Origin of the sequence: Actinosynnema sp. NPDC023587 (assembly GCF_040640215.1) — a bacterium.
In the GTDB taxonomy this organism is placed as follows: domain Bacteria; phylum Actinomycetota; class Actinomycetes; order Mycobacteriales; family Pseudonocardiaceae; genus Actinosynnema.
Window position 1 is genome coordinate 41728 of sequence record NZ_JBFABG010000020.1, and the last position, 17466, is coordinate 59193.

The 17466-nt window shown below is 66.8% G+C and carries 16 protein-coding genes and 3 pseudogenes; 5 read left to right on the forward strand and 14 right to left on the reverse strand.

Annotated elements, in window-relative coordinates:
* Positions 1–113: 113 nt before the first annotated feature.
* The 7 genes from AB0G01_RS32405 to AB0G01_RS32435 form a co-directional block, all read right to left on the reverse strand.
* Complete coding sequence (locus AB0G01_RS32405) at positions 114–1139, reverse strand: GNAT family N-acetyltransferase (RefSeq protein ID WP_360953690.1); 1026 nt, start codon at positions 1137–1139, stop codon at positions 114–116.
* Positions 1136–2290, reverse strand: coding sequence for an integrase core domain-containing protein (locus AB0G01_RS32410; protein ID WP_360953693.1), 1155 nt, complete (start codon positions 2288–2290; stop codon positions 1136–1138). The genes AB0G01_RS32405 and AB0G01_RS32410 overlap by 4 nt, the downstream gene beginning before the upstream one ends.
* Before the next feature lie 287 nt (positions 2291–2577).
* Positions 2578–3759 (reverse strand): crosslink repair DNA glycosylase YcaQ family protein, encoded by a 1182-nt coding sequence (locus tag AB0G01_RS32415; RefSeq protein WP_360953696.1) that lies wholly within the window; start codon positions 3757–3759, stop codon positions 2578–2580.
* Positions 3760–3777: 18 nt separating this feature from the next.
* Complete coding sequence (locus tag AB0G01_RS32420) at positions 3778–5022, reverse strand: MFS transporter (protein WP_360953699.1); 1245 nt, start codon at positions 5020–5022, stop codon at positions 3778–3780.
* 144 nt (positions 5023–5166) lie between these two features.
* On the reverse strand, positions 5167–5829 hold the full coding sequence (locus AB0G01_RS32425) for a hypothetical protein (RefSeq protein WP_360953702.1): 663 nt from the start codon (positions 5827–5829) through the stop codon (positions 5167–5169).
* 140 nt (positions 5830–5969) lie between these two features.
* Positions 5970–7010, reverse strand: coding sequence for a beta-propeller fold lactonase family protein (locus AB0G01_RS32430; protein WP_360953705.1), 1041 nt, complete (start codon positions 7008–7010; stop codon positions 5970–5972).
* Positions 7011–7323: 313 nt separating this feature from the next.
* Positions 7324–8046, reverse strand: coding sequence for a putative 2OG-Fe(II) oxygenase (locus AB0G01_RS32435; protein ID WP_360953708.1), 723 nt, complete (start codon positions 8044–8046; stop codon positions 7324–7326).
* 434 nt (positions 8047–8480) lie between these two features.
* Here AB0G01_RS32435 and AB0G01_RS32440 point away from each other — a divergent pair.
* Positions 8481–9777 (forward strand): annotated as a pseudogene (locus AB0G01_RS32440) (IS256 family transposase).
* 97 nt (positions 9778–9874) lie between these two features.
* Here AB0G01_RS32440 and AB0G01_RS32445 read toward each other — a convergent pair.
* The 3 genes from AB0G01_RS32445 to AB0G01_RS32455 all read right to left on the reverse strand — a co-directional run bounded on the left by AB0G01_RS32445 (position 9875) and on the right by AB0G01_RS32455 (position 11388).
* Complete coding sequence (locus AB0G01_RS32445) at positions 9875–10402, reverse strand: integrase core domain-containing protein (RefSeq protein WP_360953711.1); 528 nt, start codon at positions 10400–10402, stop codon at positions 9875–9877.
* A complete protein-coding gene (locus tag AB0G01_RS32450) occupies positions 10399–10971 on the reverse strand; it encodes a helix-turn-helix domain-containing protein (protein ID WP_360953714.1) in 573 nt (190 codons plus the stop codon). The genes AB0G01_RS32445 and AB0G01_RS32450 overlap by 4 nt, the downstream gene beginning before the upstream one ends.
* A 78-nt stretch (positions 10972–11049) precedes the next feature.
* On the reverse strand, positions 11050–11388 hold the full coding sequence (locus AB0G01_RS32455) for a hypothetical protein (RefSeq protein ID WP_360953717.1): 339 nt from the start codon (positions 11386–11388) through the stop codon (positions 11050–11052).
* A gap of 375 nt (positions 11389–11763) precedes the next feature.
* On the opposite strand from AB0G01_RS32455, the gene AB0G01_RS32460 reads away from it, so the two are divergent.
* Positions 11764–12075 (forward strand): hypothetical protein, encoded by a 312-nt coding sequence (locus AB0G01_RS32460; protein WP_360953720.1) that lies wholly within the window; start codon positions 11764–11766, stop codon positions 12073–12075.
* A 61-nt stretch (positions 12076–12136) separates the two neighbouring features.
* On the forward strand, positions 12137–12922 hold the full coding sequence (locus tag AB0G01_RS32465; RefSeq protein WP_360953723.1) for a hypothetical protein: 786 nt from the start codon (positions 12137–12139) through the stop codon (positions 12920–12922).
* A gap of 156 nt (positions 12923–13078) precedes the next feature.
* On the opposite strand, the gene AB0G01_RS32470 is transcribed toward AB0G01_RS32465, so the two are convergent.
* The 3 genes and pseudogenes from AB0G01_RS32470 to AB0G01_RS32480 all read right to left on the reverse strand — a co-directional run.
* Entirely contained in the window at positions 13079–13849 is a 771-nt protein-coding gene (locus AB0G01_RS32470; RefSeq protein ID WP_360953726.1) for a hypothetical protein, read from the reverse strand.
* Between the two features lie 231 nt (positions 13850–14080).
* A pseudogene (locus AB0G01_RS32475) lies at positions 14081–14236 on the reverse strand (IS3 family transposase); the annotation flags it as partial.
* 6 nt (positions 14237–14242) lie between these two features.
* Positions 14243–14362, reverse strand: a pseudogene (locus AB0G01_RS32480) (IS3 family transposase); the annotation flags it as partial.
* A 27-nt stretch (positions 14363–14389) separates the two neighbouring features.
* On the opposite strand from AB0G01_RS32480, the gene AB0G01_RS32485 reads away from it, so the two are divergent.
* Positions 14390–14605, forward strand: a complete 216-nt coding sequence (locus tag AB0G01_RS32485) for a hypothetical protein (RefSeq protein ID WP_360953729.1) — start codon at positions 14390–14392, stop codon at positions 14603–14605.
* 206 nt (positions 14606–14811) lie between these two features.
* On the opposite strand, the gene AB0G01_RS32490 is transcribed toward AB0G01_RS32485, so the two are convergent.
* A complete protein-coding gene (locus AB0G01_RS32490) occupies positions 14812–15975 on the reverse strand; it encodes an LLM class flavin-dependent oxidoreductase (protein WP_360953732.1) in 1164 nt (387 codons plus the stop codon).
* 659 nt (positions 15976–16634) lie between these two features.
* On the opposite strand from AB0G01_RS32490, the gene AB0G01_RS32495 reads away from it, so the two are divergent.
* Positions 16635–17432 carry a hypothetical protein gene (locus tag AB0G01_RS32495; protein ID WP_360953735.1) on the forward strand — a complete coding sequence of 266 codons (798 nt, stop codon included), beginning with the start codon at positions 16635–16637 and terminating at the stop codon, positions 17430–17432.
* The last annotated feature ends 34 nt before the right edge of the window (positions 17433–17466 follow it).

Sequence of the window (17466 nt, forward strand, 5' to 3'; positions counted from 1 at the left end):
CGAAGACGAGCACCCTCATGGGCCGTCCCGAGTCCTTGTCCCGACCGCGCTCTCACCTGCATGGATGGGATTATCGGCAGGCACAGGGTCGGATCGGGTTCCGGCACTCCTGCTCACAGGCGAGCCAGCGTCGCCTCCAGGTGGGCGATCCCGCTGTTGACCACGACCATCGTTCGCGCGGTGGTGAAGCCGAGTCCGTGGTTGATCCGGCTCATGTGGACGTTCGCCGCGCCGGTCGTGGTCTGGATGCGGCGGAAGTCCGGACGGTCCGCGAGCAGCCACCTGATCATCTCCGCCTTCACGCACCGGCCCAGGCCGTGCCCCCGGTGTGCGGCGGGCACGGCCGTCTCGCGTTGGTACCCCCAATGCGGGTCGTTGGCGTGCACCTCCAACTCGGTCAACCCGGCGACCGCCCCGGTCGCCTCGTGCACGGCCACGACCACCCGCTGATCCACGCCGGAGCTGCGCAACCCGGCTTCCCGCTCACGCACGGACCGCACGGTCCACTCCGGTTCCTGGTACTCCATGCCGCCCGACGGCGCGTCGTGGATCGCCTGGCGGGCATCGGCGTAGGACGCGACGAGGTCCTCCGGGGCGGCACCGGACCACCTGCGGGTGCGGTAACCGGCGGGCACCGGCACGTCCCAGAGGCCGCTGTCCACCTCCGGGACCTCCAACGTCTGCATGAGCACCGTGCCGACAGTCCGGAAACCGCGGGACCCGGCCCAGGCCGGCCCGTCTCCGCCGACGGTCAGCTGCCACCCCTCCACGACGTCCCGGCCGCGCGCGCGCAACTCGGGCAGCAGGGCCCGCAGCATGGCCGTGCCCACCCCGCGCCGACGTTCCCGCGGGTGCACGACGATCTCGGTCAACGCGATGTGGCCGCTCTTCCCCTCCAGGAAGTCGACGGTGGCCAACCCGACGACCTCGCCGCGGCGACGCGAGATCCACTGGACGGCCTCCCCGAACCCCGGGAACGGGTTCCGCAGCCGGCCGACGCAGTCCTCGTAGGCCAACGGCGGCAGGTCCGGCTTGTCCACCCGCCACCACGCCGCCATCACCTCGTGGCAACCGGCGAGATCGGCCTCGGCGGCAGAACGCGAGTCGAACACCTCGACAACGACATCTCCAGGATTCATGCGGCCATCCTCTCGTTCAGCCCTACGCGGGCGTTGTGCATGCCGAAAATGTCGTCCGTGCAGGTCAGGCGGCGTGGTGATATTCGTTGAGGATGCCGCCCAGTCTTGCCGCTGGCGGGTGTGGAGTCAGGTGAGGGCCGCTTGGTCGGTGACGGCTGGTGGCAGTGTGCGGGCGTTGGCGATGCCTTGGTGGGCCGGTGGGTGTTGTAGTACTTCTCGTACTCGCGCAGGGCGTGGAGGAGGTGCGGTCGGTTCCGTACGAGGGTGCGGTCGAGAAGTTCGCGGCGGCAGCTGCGGATCCAGCGTTCCGTGATGGCGTTCATGCGCGGTGTCTGGATGCCGCTGAGGACGACCTGGATGCCCGCGTCGGCGAGGACGGCGTCGAACAGGGCGGGAAACTTGCCGTCGTGGTCGCGGATCAGGAATCGCGCGTGTTGGCTCTCGTCTTCGAGGTCCATGACGAGGTTCCTGGCGGCTTGGGTGACCCAGGCTGTGGTTGGGTGCGTGGTGGCACCGAGGACCCTGATTCGGCGGCTGGTGTGCTCGATGACCGCGAGCACGTACAGGCGGGTGCCGCTTGAGGTGGAGGTCTCGAACAAGTCGTAGACCAGGAGAGCCTCGGCCGGTGAGCGGAGGAAGGTCGACCAAGTCGTCGTGGTGCGCTGGGGCACCGGGTCGATTCCGGCGTCTTTGAGGATCTGCCAGACGGTGGAGGCTGCGATCTTGACGCCGAGTACGAGGAGTTCGCCGTGGATCCGGCGGTAGCCCCAGGCGAAGTTCTCCCGTGCCAGGTGGAGCACCAGGAGTCGGATCGAGTGGATGGTCCGTGGTCGGCCGGGTCGCTTGGGACGGGAGCTGATCGCGTGGCGGTGTGTGATGAAGTCCTGGTGCCGCCGAAGCACTGTCTCCGGGGGCACCAGCAGCCGGAGCCGACGAAGCGCATCGACCGGAAGTGGGTGCAGCAGTGCAGCGAGGAACGCCCGGTCGCCCGGGGAGAACCGTGGACGGGCGTTGCCCAGTTGGCGTTCCAAGACGGTGATTTGGTGCCGTAACACTATGATTTCCGTGTCCTTGTCCCAGTCGCTCAGGGGCAGCAGGCGCAGCAAGGCGAACTCGTTGGTCACACCGAGGTAGGCCAGTTGGAGCAGCACAGGCGGTCATCATGCCGTGCTGGACGACAGCACGCGGATGGCAACCGAGGCCCGTGAGAGCTTCAGGCACTTGGGCTCCGTAGTCCTTCTACCTGCATGGGCGAGGTTCTCGGCAGGCACAAGCCTGACCGCACTTATCGACCCTTCCGTCAAAACGGCTCAACCCCACCCGGTAGGCACAAGGTTGTGTGCGTCGAGGGTGTGAGACCAGGCTCTTGAGGCGGGGGGCGATGCGAAATAAGGCCGCCTGCAGGTGCGCAGATAGCCCGGGAGTGCTGGTCTGGTTCTTACTGTGAGGGGCTGCTGTGGGTGTCCAGCGCTGCCTGTAGGGCGCGTCGGGTCCGGCTGTCCGTGGCGTCGGGTGTGACGGTGATGTCGTGACATCCGACTGTGTTTGCCATGTTGTGGCATGCGTCGGCGAACCCCGCCAGGTTGCGCTCGCTCGGCGTGTCGAGGCTTGTGCGGAGGATGGTGAGGGTGGTGCCGTGTCGGGCGAGGTCTGCCCTGCCGACGAGGCGGTCGTCCACGAGCAGCGGACAGGCGTAGTAGCCGTATACGCGTTGGGCGGCGGGTTTGTACGCCTCGAGGGTGTGGGTGAAGTCGAACAGTCGTTGGACTCGGGGCCGGTACCAGACGAGGTTGTCGAAGGGCCCGAGGAACAGTGCGCGGTCGGGTGGCGTGAGGTGGTGGAGCCGGCCGAGGGCATCGGGGTGTGCCCAGGCCGGTGTGGTCCAGGTGTCGACGGTGACCGGTGTCAGTGTCGTGTCGGGGAGCAGCGTGCGGGTGAGCGGTGTGGGAAGTCGGAGGTAGTCGGCGAGGTCGTCCGCGGTGGCCGCGCCCAGGACGCGTCCGGCGCGTTCGAGCAGGCGCAGGTGGCACTCCCGGTCGTCGAGGTGGTCGGTGAGGTGCCGGTCCGGGATGACCCGGTTCGGGAGGTCGAACAGGCGTTGCCAGCCGGTGCGGCGGGTGCACGCCAGTTCGCCGGCCCAGACGAGGAATTCGACGGCGGTCTTGGTGGGTCCCCAGTCCCAGCCGCCGCCTTTCTCCTCGTCACCGCGCAGCTGTCTCATCGTCAGCGGGCCGTCTCGCTCGATGCGGTCGAGCAGGGTGCGAGCGGTCTCGGTGTCGGGGTAGTCGGGGCGGCGGCGGGTGGCCCGGCGACGGAATGCCCACAGCGGCCAGTCGTGCAGCGGGACGAGCGACAGGGCGTGGGCGGGGTGGTCGAACGCCACCGGCTCCGGGTTGTTCCACAGTATGTCGTCGGCCGCCGCCGCGGTCAGGTGTGTCGCGCGGCCGGTCAGGGTGAGCTGGTGGGCTCGGGCCACCGCGTTGATCGAGTCCAGTTGGACCACGCCCAGTTCGGCGAGGACACCGACGGGGTCCGCCGTGGTGGCGGTCAGTCCCGCGCCGGTGATCGCGAGGACCCGGGCCTGGTCCAGGTTCAGGCCGGTGGTGGCCGTGGAGGTCATGAGGTCGACGGTGCTTTCTCACGAGGTCGAAGCGGGGGACTGCTGTGCAGTCTCGGGTGAGGGTGCGGAGCGGTGATCGGGGCGGTGGCGTGTGGTGCGGCTCAGTGTGAGCACGACGACGAGTCCGGCGAGGGCGCAGCCGCTGAGCACTGCCAGGGCGGTGTTCCAGGCGGCGTTGGTCACGAGTGCACCGATGACGATGGCGATGATGCCGTTGGCCACGTCGGTGCTCGCGCCGACCCAGATGTTGGCCTCATGTCGTAGGCGTTCGTCGATGGTGTGGTCTACCAGCAGGAAGGCGTTGATGAAGACCGGGGTGACGAACAGGCCCGACAGCACCAGCAGTAGCGCGAGCAGCCAAAGCGGGCCGGCGAGGATCAGCGCGCAGGCGGGGATGGCGAACCCTGCGGCGAGGATGCGGTACTTGCGCCACAGGCCGGCTTTCCAGGGCAGCAGACCGTAGGCGATGCCGCCGATGACCCCACCGACGCTGATCATGGCCAGCAGGGGGCCGACCCATTCCAGGGCTGACAGGTGTTGGGTGTAGGCGGGGACGAAGATGCCGATGCCACCGAATACGCAGCCCATCACCAGAAGCGGTGCGATGATCATCGGCATGGACGGTTCCGCCAGCGGTCCGAGCCAGCGGTGGACGCGCCGCAACGGCGGTGGTGCCGAGTCGGTTTCCCCGGCGGGCTGCGAGGGTGGCCGTCCGAGACCGTGACGCTTGGCGATGATCAGATAGGCGATGGTGACCAGGACATACACCGCGACGCACAACTCGTAGGCGTGGCGGGGTTGCAACAGAATCAGCGCCAGTCCCGCGGCCAGGGGAGCGAGGACGAAGCCGATCTCCTCGAGCACCGAGTCCGCAGAGTGCACCGCCTTCAACGCCCGCTCGCCGTCGACGACGCGCCGCCAAGAAGTCCGCAGAGCGGCGTTGAGCGGTGGGCTGGTGAGCGCGGCACCGACCACGAGCAGCAGCGACACCCACCACGGCCAGTTGAACGCGACGCTGGCCGCGACCAGCGACATCAGGGTCATCGCCGTGACACCCATGACGAGCAGCGCCCGTTGTTGACCGACCCGGTCGAGGACACGACCCCGTAGTGGGCCGAAGACCGCGAGCACCAGGGTCATCGTGCCGTTGACCACGGCGGCGATGCTGTAGCCGTAGGGCTGGGCGAGGCTGACCAACAACGTGATCGGCAGCACCGCGACGACGGTGCGGCCGACCAGGGCGATGGCGAGCAGGTTGAGCACGCGGGGACGGAGCAGAACTCTCGCCGCGGTGGTGTCGGCCTGCATGAAGATCGTTTGCCTCCACGGATGGGTGACGTCGGCGTGGTGCGGCGGTGGTCAGCATGCCGGCGCACGCGACACGTCGGACAGCGGGGTGCCGCCTAGCTAGTCGGTTCGGGCGCGCGCCTGGAGTGACTCGGGGTGCAGCAATACGATTCTGGCGAGGGTGTCACCCCGGCGCACCATTGTGGGCTCGGTCGGTTCGACGGCGATGCTGAACCCGCCACGTCCGGCCATGCCGTTGACCACTTTGGCCGACAGGACGCCGAGCGGTATCCGCAATCCGGGATGGCCGGCGTCCATGACGAGCAACAGGTACCGGTCTGGGATCCGTACACCCCAGCCCAGCCGCCACTCGACGGTGCCCGAGCCGTTGGGAACGAACATTCCCTCCCACCCGTGTTCACCGCGGAAATCGAAGGCACGCAACCACGAGGCGTTGCGTGTGGCGATCCAGGCGTCGCCGCGCTTCCACAGTTCGGAGGTACCGAGCCGGCGGGCGACGTCGGCGGCCTGTTCGTCCTCCGGTACAGCCAGTTCGTTGTCCTCCAACGGTTCCGGGTGAAAGGTGATGGGCGACCGCACCAGCCAGCCCAGCTCTTGGCCCATCACCCATGGCGGGCAGTCCGCCGGCAGCCGGGTGACCCGTTGGTAGCGGAAGTGCTCGGCATACAGGTCGCGTTCCCCTCGCGCGGCCCGGCGGTCGACGTGCGGCGCGTCGGGCACCACCGCCCAGGGCTGCAAGGTCGTGAAGACAACCTCGGTCACTGCGTGTCCGCTCCTCACCCGGCGTGGTGCGCCCGCTCTGTCGACATGCGGGCGCACCACGTGGTCGTGTCGTGGTGTGCTCCGCCCTCACCGGTCATCGACGTGTCGACGTGGAGGTGACCCTTGAGAGCAGAGCTCTGCTATTCGGCGTCGACGAACTCCACCCGACGTGCCCGCTCGTCGGCCGGGAGCGTGTCGAGGTCGAACATCACCACACTGCACGGGCCGAATCCGACGGTGACCTCTTCGTACCGGAACGCACCTTCCTGCCGGTCCAGCGGTGCGGAGTTCAGGTCGACCATGGTCAGCGAGTTCGGGCTGAACTGTGGTCCCCCTTCCATCCAGGCCCCCGTGGCGCGGTTGAAGTTCGTGACGTAGAGGGTGTTGTCCGCCTTGTCCAGGACCAGGCCGCGCGGTCCCGCGCCGACCGGGAAGTGTCGCAGCACCTCAAGCGTTTCCACGTCCACCACGTACACCCGGGATTCCGCCTCCACGGTGACCAGGGCGGAGGCACCGTCGGAGGTGAAGGTGACCGCGCGTCCCCCTACCCCGCCGAGTTCGATGTTGTGCACCGCAAGGGTGTCCACGTCGATCACCGTGAGGTAGGTGGCCTGGGTATTGGCCACGAACACCCGCCGGCCGTCCGGCGAGATGTTGAGGCTGTAGGGGTGCGCCTCCCGGTCGATTTCGACGCGGGCCGTCTCGACTACACCCTCGACGTCGCCGTCGGCCAGGGACGAGATGTCGAACTTTCCGACATACCCTGAGCCCCACACGCAGATGTAGGCCCACCTGCCATCCGCCGAGATGCCCATGTGCCGGGGGTCGCGGCCGGTCGGGATCTGCCGGAGCTCGACCGACAACTCCAAGTCCACGATGGACACCGTGTCTGAACCGGAGTTGCTCACTAACAGGTACTTCTCGCCCGGCACGATGGCCAGGCCACGCGGTCCGTGACCGACCTCGATCCGGCGCACCTCGGTCAACGCCACCGCGTCGATCTCCGACAGGGTGTTCTGACTCGTGTTGCAGACGAATCCACGCCCGGAGGCGGTGAACTTCACTCCTCCGCGCGGGGCGTTGCCCACGGGGATCTGCTTGATCAGCCGGTGCTCATCCGGACCGGTCTTGGCTACGACCGACACCACGCCGTCGTCGGTGTCCGTCGAGAACAACTGCACGTTGCGCACTGTGCCTACCCTTCTGTTGATCGCTTCCGCGACTGCAACCAGGCGGCGTAGTCCACCCAACGAATCGATCGGCTGACAGGCCGACTTTCGGGGGAGTACCGCCAGGACATTTCTTGACCAGGACCGGACCGTTCCCCGGCCGGCGGGCGGCGGGAGCCGGTGAGGCAACGGGCCTAAGCGGCTCGCCCCAGGCGCACGACGTCACGCGAAGTCACACCACAAGTCATGCGGTCCCGCGTCCGTGCGAGAGAGGCTGGCTCCGGAGGCCAGGAGTCATCCGGCACCGGCCACGCAGTCCCGATGGTCAGCCGGTTTGCGGGGACCGAAGCGAGTAGACGAGGTTCCACGACAGGGAGATCCGCACACCATCACCGTCGAACCGGGGCACGGAGTGCTTCAGCCAGCCTGGGAACAACACCAACTCGCCGGGAACACATCGCAGCCGGATGTTCTGTCCTTCGCCGGCGAACAGGATGCCGGGATCGAAGTAGTCCACATTGGAGCGTGGGTCGATCAAGTCGAGTTCGCAGGAACCCGGTCCGTGCACGTAGTAGATCGCCGCGATCGCGGTGTTGGGATGGAAGTGCGCCGGATGCTGGTCTCCCCGCCGGTAGACGCTGGCCCAGCTCCGACTTGCCGCCACCGTCACCTCTTCCGACGAGAGGTCGACCCTGTCGCTGGCGGCGGTGTTGAACGTGTTCGCGTCCCTTGCGCGAGACGCGGTGAAGACCGCAGAAAGTGGGTGCCCGCCGACCGTCTCCACGAACTCGCGTGCCGTCTGCAGGACCCATCCCGTCAGACTGTCCACAACGGGCTCACACCACGATGCCATATCCGCCGATGTCTCGGACTTGTAGCTGAACTTGTTTTCCACCAGCCCAAGTCGCCTCAGCACCAAGTCGGTCAACGGCCCGTTGAGCTGATCACCGAACGGGCAACCGATCCGGGCCACAGGCGTCGCGAAAGCCCTCGTGATCGTCCCCGGCCTCGCCTCGTCGGACGCGCGCTCATCACTAACCGCAGTCACAACGTTCCCCCTCCGGTTCCGGCGGGCCGACCCTCCCCAGGTCGTGAGCCCCGCCGCAACGCTGTGCGATCGATGTCCGACTGTAGCGATCACACCGCGCACTGTCACCACCGACAGGGCTGCTGCAGGACGGCCCCACTGGCCACGCACGCGCAAAGTTGCGATACCCACCTGCACGGATATGGCTGCCGAGAGCGTACGAGGACCACCCCGCACACTGGGAAATCACCCGAACAGACGCCCCACAGCACCTGTCTCCCAGTCCGAGCTTCATGAAGCGTTCCACTCGACCATGCAGTGGTACTGAACAGTTACTATCGTTCTCGCGGAACAGGTTTCGCACGTCAATGCGGTGGAGGCGGGACTGTTTCAAGATCGGTGTGTCCGGTCCGACACGTCGGGACCGGGGTCCGGCGGGATGGGCACTATGAGTGATGACATCTGAACTTGTGAGCGCACGGAAGAGCGAGACGGGGACCGGGCGGCAGCTGTCGCCGGAGCAGGCCGCCGCGGCGGCGATGGTGGCCGAGGCCAAGGCGCGCGGGCTGGCGCTGACCGGCCCGGACGGCCTGCTCAAGCTGTTCACCAAGAATGTATTGGAGACCGCGCTGGCCGAGGAGATGACCGAGGACCTCGGGCACGAGAAGAACCGCGCGGAGCCGGGGCGCGAGTCGAGCAACGTGCGCAACGGCAGCCGGCCCAAGACGGTGATCTCGGATGCGGCCGGCGAGGTCGGGATCGAGGTGCTCAGGGACCGGGAGGGCACCTTCGAGCCGCAGATCGTCAAGAAGCGGCAACGTCGGCTGACCGACGTCGACGAGATCGTGTTGTCGTTGTATGCCAAGGGATTGACCACCGGGGAGATCTCGGCGCACTTCGCCGAGATCTACGGCGCGTCGGTGTCGCGGGAGACGGTCTCGCGGATCACCGACAAGGTGGTCGCGGAGATGAACGACTGGGCCGCCCGCCCGCTCGACGCGGTGTACGCGGCGGTGTTCCTCGACGCCATCGTGGTCAAGGTCCGCGACGGCCAGGTCGCCAACCGTCCGGTCTACGCCGCGATCGGCGTCACGGTGGACGGGCGCAAGGACGTGCTCGGTCTGTGGATGGGCACCGGCGGCGAGGGCGCCAAGTTCTGGATGAGCGTGCTGGTCGACCTGAAGAACCGCGGCGTGCACGACGTGTTCTTCCTGGTCTGCGACGGTCTCAAGGGCCTGCCCGACGCATTGGCGAACGTGTGGCCGCACACCGGTCGTGCAGACCTGCGTGGTGCACTTGATCTGCAACACCTTCCGGCTGGTGGCTCGCCAGGACTGGGAAGCGGTGAAACGGTGCGGCACCCCGATCTACACCGCACCCACCCCCGACGCCGCAGCAGCCGCGCTGGAGGACCTGGCCGAGCAATGGGGCCGCAAGTACGGGGCGGTGATCCGGTTGCGGCGCAACGCCTGGGACGAGTTCGTGCCCTTTCTCGACTACGACGTCGAGATCCGGCGGATGATCTGCTCCACCAACGCGATCGAGTCGCTCAACGCCCGCTACCGCCGGGCGATCCGCGCCCGCGGGCACTTCCCGACCGAACAGTCGGCGATGAAGTGTCTGTGCCTTGTCACCCCCAGCCTCGACCCGACCGGGACGGGCCGCACCAGGTGGACCATGCGCTGGAAGCCCGTATTGAACGCCTTCGCCATTACGTTCGGTGACCGCTGGCCGGGAGCCGAGACCTGCTGATCAACAACGCCGGACACACCGATCACGAGATAGACCCGCCGGTGTTGTGAACGAGTATTGGAGTGGCTGTGCTTGCCGAAAATGTCGTCCGTGCAGGTCAGACGGCGTGGTGGTACTCGTTGAGGATGCCGCCCAGTCGTTGCCGTCGGTGGATGTCGAGTCGGGTGGCGGTTGCTTGGTCGGTGGTTGGTGATGGCAGCGGTTGTAGTGGTCGGTTGTTGGCGATGCCTTGGTGGGGCCGATGGTTGTTGTAGAAGTGCTCGTACTGGCATAGCGCGTGGAGTAGGTGCTGTTGGTTCCAGATGAGGGTGCGGTCGAGGAGTTCGCGGCGGCAGTTGTGGATCCGGCGTTCCGTGATCGCGTTCATGCGCGGGATGCGGACTCCGCTGAGGACGACCTGGATGCCGGCGTCGGCGAGGACGGCGTCGAACAGTGCCGGGTACTTCCCGTCCCGGTCGCGGATCAGGAACCGCGCGTGTGGGTCCTGGTCTTCGAGGTCCATGGCGAGGTTTCTGGCGGCTTGGGTGACCCAGGGTGTGGTGGGGTGCGCTGTAACGCCGAGGAGGCGGATCCGGCGGCTGGCGTGTTCGATGACCGCGAGCACGTACAGGCGGGTGCCGCTCAACGTGGAGGTCTCGAAGAAGTCCAGGCCAGGAGTGCGTCGGCCTGGGAGTGGAGGAAGGTCGACCAGGTCGTCGTGCTGCGTTCGGGTGCAGGGTCGATTCCGGCGTCTTTGAGGATCTGCCAGACGGTGGAGGCTGCGACCTTGATGCCGGGCACGAGGGGTTCGCCGTGGATGCGTCGGTAGCCCCAGGCGGTGTTTTCCCGTGCCAGGCGCAGCACCAGGAGTCGGATGGAGCGGATGGTTCGCGGTCGGCCGGGCCGCTTGGGGCGGGATCTGGCTGCGTGGCGGCGGGCGTGGAGGTCTCGGTGCCACCGCAGGACAGTCTCCGGGCGCACCAGTAGTCGGAGTCGACGAAGCGTGGCGGCCGGGAGTCGGTGCAGTAGCGCCGCGAGGAACGCCCGGTCGCCGGGGGAGAACCGAGGGCGGTCCTTACCCAGTTGGCGTTCCAGGACCATGATCTGGTGGCGCAGCGACAGGATCTCCGTGTCCTTGTCCCGGTCGCTCATGGGCAGCAGGCGCAGCAACGCGAACGCGTTGGTCACACCGAGGTAGGCCAGTCGGAGCAGCACAGCCGGTCATCATGCCCGTCAGTTGACGAGACTGTGGATCATCAGCACTCTACGGGCTATCCGAACCTGTTGGCCTGCTCACGCTTTCACCTGCATGGATGAGGTTATCGGCATACACAGCGCTGTGGCGCCGAGGACGTGGATCCGGCGGCTGGCGTGCTCGATCACCGCGAGTACGTAGGGGCGGGTGCCGTTCAGGGTGGTGGTCTCGAAGAAGTCGCAGGACAGGAGTGCGTCGGCCTGGGGGCGGAGGAAGGCCGACCAGGTCGTCGTGGTGCGTCCGGGTGCCGGGTCGATTCCGGCGTCCTGGAGGATCTGCCATACCGTGGATGCGGCGATCTTGATGCCGAGGACGAGGAGTTCTCCGTGAATGCGACGGTAGCCCCATGTTGGGTTCTTTCGTGTCAGGCGCAGCACGAGGAGCCGGATGGAGCGGATGGTCCGTGGTCGGCCGGGCCGCTTGGGTGGGACTTGGCGGCGTGGCGGTGTGCGAGGAGGTCGCGGTGCCACCGCAGCACCGTGTCCGGACGTACCAGTAGTCGGAGCCGATGAAGCATGGCGGTCGGGAGTCGGTGCAGCAGTGCCGCGGGGAACGCGCGGTCTCCGGGGGAGAACTGCGGACGCGCGTTGCCCAGTTGGCGTTTCAGGATCATGATCTGATGCCGCAGTGCCTGTGGGGTGCCAGAACTCTGCACAAGGCGTTGAGCTGCGATGATCCAGCCCCCTGGGAATGCGGGGCCTGATCGTGAGGTGTGACGTTGCGACCGCTGAATCTGATCTTCGTTCGACTCGGTGGTTTGCTGGTTCTCTGCGGTCAAGGACGTCGAACTGCCAGTGCTGGGACACGGGGTCGCCGTGCTGCGCCGGATCAATCCCCGCCTGCGGCTGAAGTGGGCCGATCGCGCGCTGCTCACCGCGTTGATACGGTGCCTGCCACGGCTGCTGCGCGAGCACCGATTGGTGACACCGGGCATCCTCCCGCGCTGGCACCGGCGCCTGGTCGCGCCGAAGTGGACCTACCCGAACCGGACCGGGCGACCACCGATCGACGATGCCGTGGTGGCAGGCGCGCCCTTCGAGAGGAATCGAACATCACCACGTTAGATCAGCCGACCATGACAAAAGCGCGTGGAAGCCGGCGTTCGTCGTCGGGCAGGATGGTCCCGTGGAGAGACTGAACGTGCGCCCCGAGGACCTGCGGTGGCTGGCGGACGATCCGGACGGCTACATCACCGGCTACGACAAGTCGGGCTGGGACGCCTCGACCTGGGTCCTTCACGCGATGTGGGAGCAGCCTTCCTTCGGTCCGGTGACGTACGACGAACTGCGTCGGCAACAGGTCGCGGACGGCACTGTTGAACGCGAGGCCTTTGGTGGCATCGACCTGGACGACGGTCGGTTCGTCGCCACGGGCGTGCCGCTCGGCTACGTCGAGGCTCCCGGGGAAGGATGGCGTCGGCTGCGATGGCGTGCTTTGGCTGACCGGCTGGGCTTCGGCTTGGGCGTCGATCAGCCGGTTCCGCCGTGTTTCCGCTGGTTTCCGATGAACAGCTGGCCGGTTGACATCCTTCCGCCATCCGAGGGTTCCCTCGACGGGACGAGCCTCCGCGCTCTGCTGCAGGTGCTCAGCCAACACTCGCCCGCCGGGGATGAGACGCAGTGCTTCGCCTTCTACGGCAGCTCACCCACCGGTGACTACGACAATCCAACTGTCTACAGTGGATCGATAGGCGCGGTCGCTGCCTTCTCGGCCTCGGAGGACGTAACGGGAAGCCCGTCCAACTTCTGGCCCGATGACAGGTCGTGGTTCGTCTACACCGACTGGGACTGCATGGCCACGAAAGTGAGCGGGTCACACGATTTGGTCGAAGCGATGAGGGCTGCAGCAGACCTCGAGACCTTTCCGATCAAGGCGGAATTGACTCCCGCGGGACACGACCGAACCCGTTGATGCACACAGGTGAAACTGTCGTCACGACCTTCACCCACGACCGTCGTGTGATCCGCACGTGAGAGTTCGGCTGACGCGCCCGACGACTCCGGCAAGGTCGGCGCATCGGGGAAAGCACGTCAGGCGCGGGAACGGGGACCGCTCAACCGTCGGCGCTCACTCCCACACGGTCCAGCGGGAGTGCACCCAGGCGACCTCGCCGCCCCTCAACTCGGCGTTGCGGATGGCGAGGAAACCGTGGTGGCCCTTGTCGGTCCGCACGCAGAACGTGCCGCCTTCGCGGAACTCGTCCAACGCCAGGGAACTGCGCCACTGTGGCGCGGGGATCACGGCGCATTCGGCCAGCGTCGGGTCGCCGGCCTTGGGCGGCGCGGGCACGAACTGGGTTCCGTTGAGACCGTCGACGGACCAATCGGTCACATCGATGTCGTGGTCGCCCGCCTCGTCGAGGTCGATGGGACCGCCCACCTCGGCCAGCGAGTCGCTGCCGGAGGTCAGGACGCGCGACGTGGTGGGAGCGGCGGGCGCGGAGGCAACCGGACTGCTGCCGCGCGCTGCGCTGGCCGCAGTGGTGGTCGTGGTGGTGGTCAGCCGGGTGGACTTGGCGTTCTCGCTCATGGGTGTGTCGTCGGGTGTCTGCCCGGAGGCCACCGGGACCTCGGTGGGTCGCGCCTGTCCGATGGCGAAGCCCACCACGCCGGCGCCCAGCAACGTGGTCACGATCGCGGTGCCGACCACCAGGTTGATCGGCTGCCCCCACTTGCGGATCAGGACGACCAATCCCACTGCGGTCCCCGCCACGGCGAGCGCCCACACCAGGTTGCGTCCGCCGACGATCAGCAACACGGAGACCGCCGCGGCGTCCGCCGCGAGCCCGATGGCTGCCAGCACGGCCTTGCCGCGATCCCGGTTCTGCTCGTCCTCCATCACGCCTCCAAGCGCTGTTCGACCCGTGAAGGTAGCGCATCGCAACGGACCCTCGTTGCCGGTCCGCAGCCGACCATCGGCGTGACATCCTGTCAATCTATGACCGTGTCTCATGTGGCGTCGGTTGCATGGCATGATTCCTGGTCGTGGTGGATCGGTTGTCGTTGCGGTTGGTGCCCGACGGGTTGTGGGCGTTGACGGTGAGCTTCCCCCGATAATCCGAGGTGGTTGTTACGTGGATGCGGTCGGTGCCGCCGGGATGGTAGCCGGCTGGGTCTGGGCGGTGTGCCAGGCGGTTTCGTACTCGTCGGGGCTGAGCCGGCCGAGGTCCTTCTGGATGCGTTCGGTGTTGTAGAACCCGTCGATATAGCGGAACAGGTCGTTCTCCGCCTCGTCGCGTACGGCCGCGAGCCAGAAGGTGCCCTCGCCGGTGGGGGTCCGGGTGGCGTCGGCGACCCACAACCGGTCCGGCGCGGGCGCGGTGAAGTCCCGGTTCACCCGATCCGGTGCCGGTGCGCCGCGTCCGCGCCAAGGGGTTTCGTGGTCACCGTCGAGGCTGGCGACGCGCTGACGATCAGCGTGGTCGACGACGGGGTCAGGGTGCCCGCCCAGGTGGCCCGCAGCGGTATGCGCAACCTGAAGCAGCGCGCGGTGGAACTGGGCGGGACGTGCACAGTCACCGGCGAACCGGGCGGCGGAACGCTGTGCTTGCCGAAAATGTCCGTGCAGGTCAGACGGCGTGGTGATACTCGTTGAGGATGCCGCCCGGTCGTTGCCGTCGGCGGATGTCGAGTCGTGTGACCGCTGTGTACAGCAAGGACACGATCACTCTGACATGCTCTCAACACGGTGATGCCCCGCGCTCTACCAGCGACGATGACTTTTCGAGCGGTACACGGTCACGGGAACGGCGAGTTGCTGGAACCGCAGTGCCAGGTTGAGTCCGGAGATGCCGATGCTCGTCATTTCGGCACACTTTCCGTCGCGGTCCTGGTGTGGAGTCGCGCGCGCAGCCATGGCAGTGTCTCGGCGGTGTACTGCGCCGCCTCCGGGGAAGCCATTGCGGAGAGGGGAAACAGCATGGGGTAGCCCATGCCCGCGTCGATGAGGTCGCCGATCTGGTCCAACACCGTTTGCCTGCTGCCGATGATCGCCTGTGTCGCAACGAGCTCGTCCGTCACCTCGGCCAGTGCGTGCTCCACCTCGGCGCGTGTCAGCCGGTGCGGCAGCAGTTCCCTGTCCCCCTTGTACGTCTCGCCGAAGGGGTGGGGTACGCCAAACCGACGCCAGGTTGCCGCCGTCGCGTGCAGGGCGGTAAAGCGGATCGCCTTGACACGTAGGAGTTCGTGCGCCGCCTCGTCTGTGTCGGCCACGACGATCGGCACCCAGCCTGCGGCGACCACGGCGTTGGGATCCCGTCCCGCTTCCACCGCCGCAGCGCGCACTTTCGCCAACCGCCGCGCGTACGCGGCCGGGGTCATCATCTTCGACGGCATCCAACCGTCCGCGTACCGGCCGGTGATCTCGAGCATCCTGGGCTGGCCGGCGCCGACCCAAAGCCTCGGTGTCCGGCCCTCGGGGGCCCGCAGTCCCATCATCGCCTTATCCAGCGTAAAGTGCCTGCCGGCGAAGTCGTGTGGGCCCGGACCGTCGAGCAGCAGCCGAATGACCCGCAGCGCCTCCTCCACCCGGTCGACCTGGTGGTCGTGGGCGACGCCGTAGGGCGTGAGGTTCTCCAACATTCCCGCGCCGATGCCGAGCACCGGTGCCCGTTCGGTGAGCTGGGCGAGGGTGAGTGCGAACTGCGCCAGCACCGCAGGGTGTCTGCGGTGCGGGTCGGTGACCCCGATCGCCAACTGCACGGGACCCGCGTCAGGTGCCAGGTTGCCGAGCAACGTGGCGAACTCGAGGCACTGGTCCGGTGTCGGCAACACGTTCGCGACGTAGGTGAAGTCGGCGTCCCACGCTTGTGCCGGGAACACGTTGATCAAAAGGTCGAACACCATGAAGCCATCGAACCCCGCCGACCGCGCGACGCCCAGCAGATCTCGTCCTTCCTGGACCTGACCGACTGGATTCCAGGCCAAGCCAACCTCAACACTCATGCTCGGCTCCTCGTCATTCATGCTCGGCCCCTGTCGAACGCGCCCTTGATGACGCGGAGGACTCAAGGCTCTGGCCGCAGCCTGTCTTGAGTTGACGACGCTAGTAGGCGTTGTGCAATGTTCGCCAGTCTGCCCCCTCCTCACAGGGACAACTCCACCCATCGCCGCTGCCACCCTCGATCACCACAACGGACGCGCCGAAAAAAATTAACCGCTCAAGCGGCGAATGGATGGATGAGCAGACATTGATCTCGTGCGCACCGAATCCTACTGAGGCTACACCCTCCATGGTCCGGGCTCCGGTCGACGACTCGGTGCGATGAACTGTTTCTTGTGCTGACGGGTCTGCGATCTCGGGCAGCCCGGACGGGCGTCATCGAGCTGGTTGAACGGGTCGACGGCGATGGCCCCCTCTTTATCTTCGGCTATTCGGCTACTGACTCAGAAGCCAGCAAAGCTCTTCCACTGCTCGCGTGTAAAGGGGCTTCGTGACATTGTCGCCGAGCTGGATGAACACCGATCGCGTCCGTCACCCTCGGTCATCACTGCAGTAGGGGGACGTCCGCCAATTCAGCGATTGTCAACGCCTCGGTTCACTCCAAAGACCTATGGTCCGACTCCACGAGGAGCGCTAGTTTGGGTTGAGCATGTTGCAGCCTGCAACTTCAGGAGATGACACCATGCGGAAGCGTACGCGGAACGACGCGCTACGCGGTCTCCTCAAGGCCGGGCGCTGGACGCATCAGTTTCGCGGTGGCGATCGACGGCATCGGGACGAAGCAGGTTTCGCGTTGCAGTACGACCGGCCCCTTCCGCGAGTTCGACCGCTCCGCGCAGCGGATCTTCGGTGGTACCACGGGCAAGCGGTTCCGGCCGACATCGATGCCGATGGATGCCTACCGGAGCGAGACGAGTTCGCTGTCACCTTCGAGTTGCCGGGCGTCACGACCGACGCCATCGAGCGCATCGCGCTCACGGCGAAGGCGGAACGGCAGTCGACCGAGCACCACGGCGAGGTCCAGATCTTTGAACGGCCCGCCGCGCACAACCTCGAGCGGCTCCTGTCCAGCATGATGAACGCGCGGCGCAGCGTGCCGATCGATGACCTCACCACCACATTCCTGCTGCATCACCACAATCTGCGAAGCGACTTCGAAACCCAGCAGTCGATGGCGCTAATGATCTCCGCGAGCGGATACGTGACTACCACAACGTGGGTCGCGCAGACCCTATGGCTGATGCTCACCGACTCTTGGTTCGCTGGTCGCATAAGTGGGTGGCCACCTCGGCATCGACGACGCCCTCGACGTGTTGCTGCGGTGCCACCCGTCTATGTCGAATATGCTGGCGCGATATGCGCTCGTCGGCTGGAAGCTCAGCGGTGCCCCGATTCAGCACGGCGTGCGCGCGCCTGGAGCGGAGCGCCGGATCGCGCGCCTGCCCCGCACAAGGGCGCTGTCGGAAGATTATCCGCATAGCGGTGGACATCCGCTTGCACCGGCTACACGACGT

What these genes read in the sequence shown, in the direction of transcription:
- AB0G01_RS32405 (WP_360953690.1), bottom strand. Translation starts at nt 1,139, where the DNA reads ATGAATCCTGGAGATGTCGTTGTCGAGGTGTTCGACTCGCGTTCTGCC.
- AB0G01_RS32415 (WP_360953696.1), bottom strand. Translation starts at nt 3,759, where the DNA reads ATGACCTCCACGGCCACCACCGGCCTGAACCTGGACCAGGCCCGGGTC.
- AB0G01_RS32470 (WP_360953726.1), bottom strand. Translation starts at nt 13,849, where the DNA reads ATGGAGGACGAGCAGAACCGGGATCGCGGCAAGGCCGTGCTGGCAGCC.
- AB0G01_RS32490 (WP_360953732.1), bottom strand. Translation starts at nt 15,975, where the DNA reads ATGAATGACGAGGAGCCGAGCATGAGTGTTGAGGTTGGCTTGGCCTGG.
- AB0G01_RS32495 (WP_360953735.1), top strand. Translation starts at nt 16,635, where the DNA reads ATGCGGAAGCGTACGCGGAACGACGCGCTACGCGGTCTCCTCAAGGCC.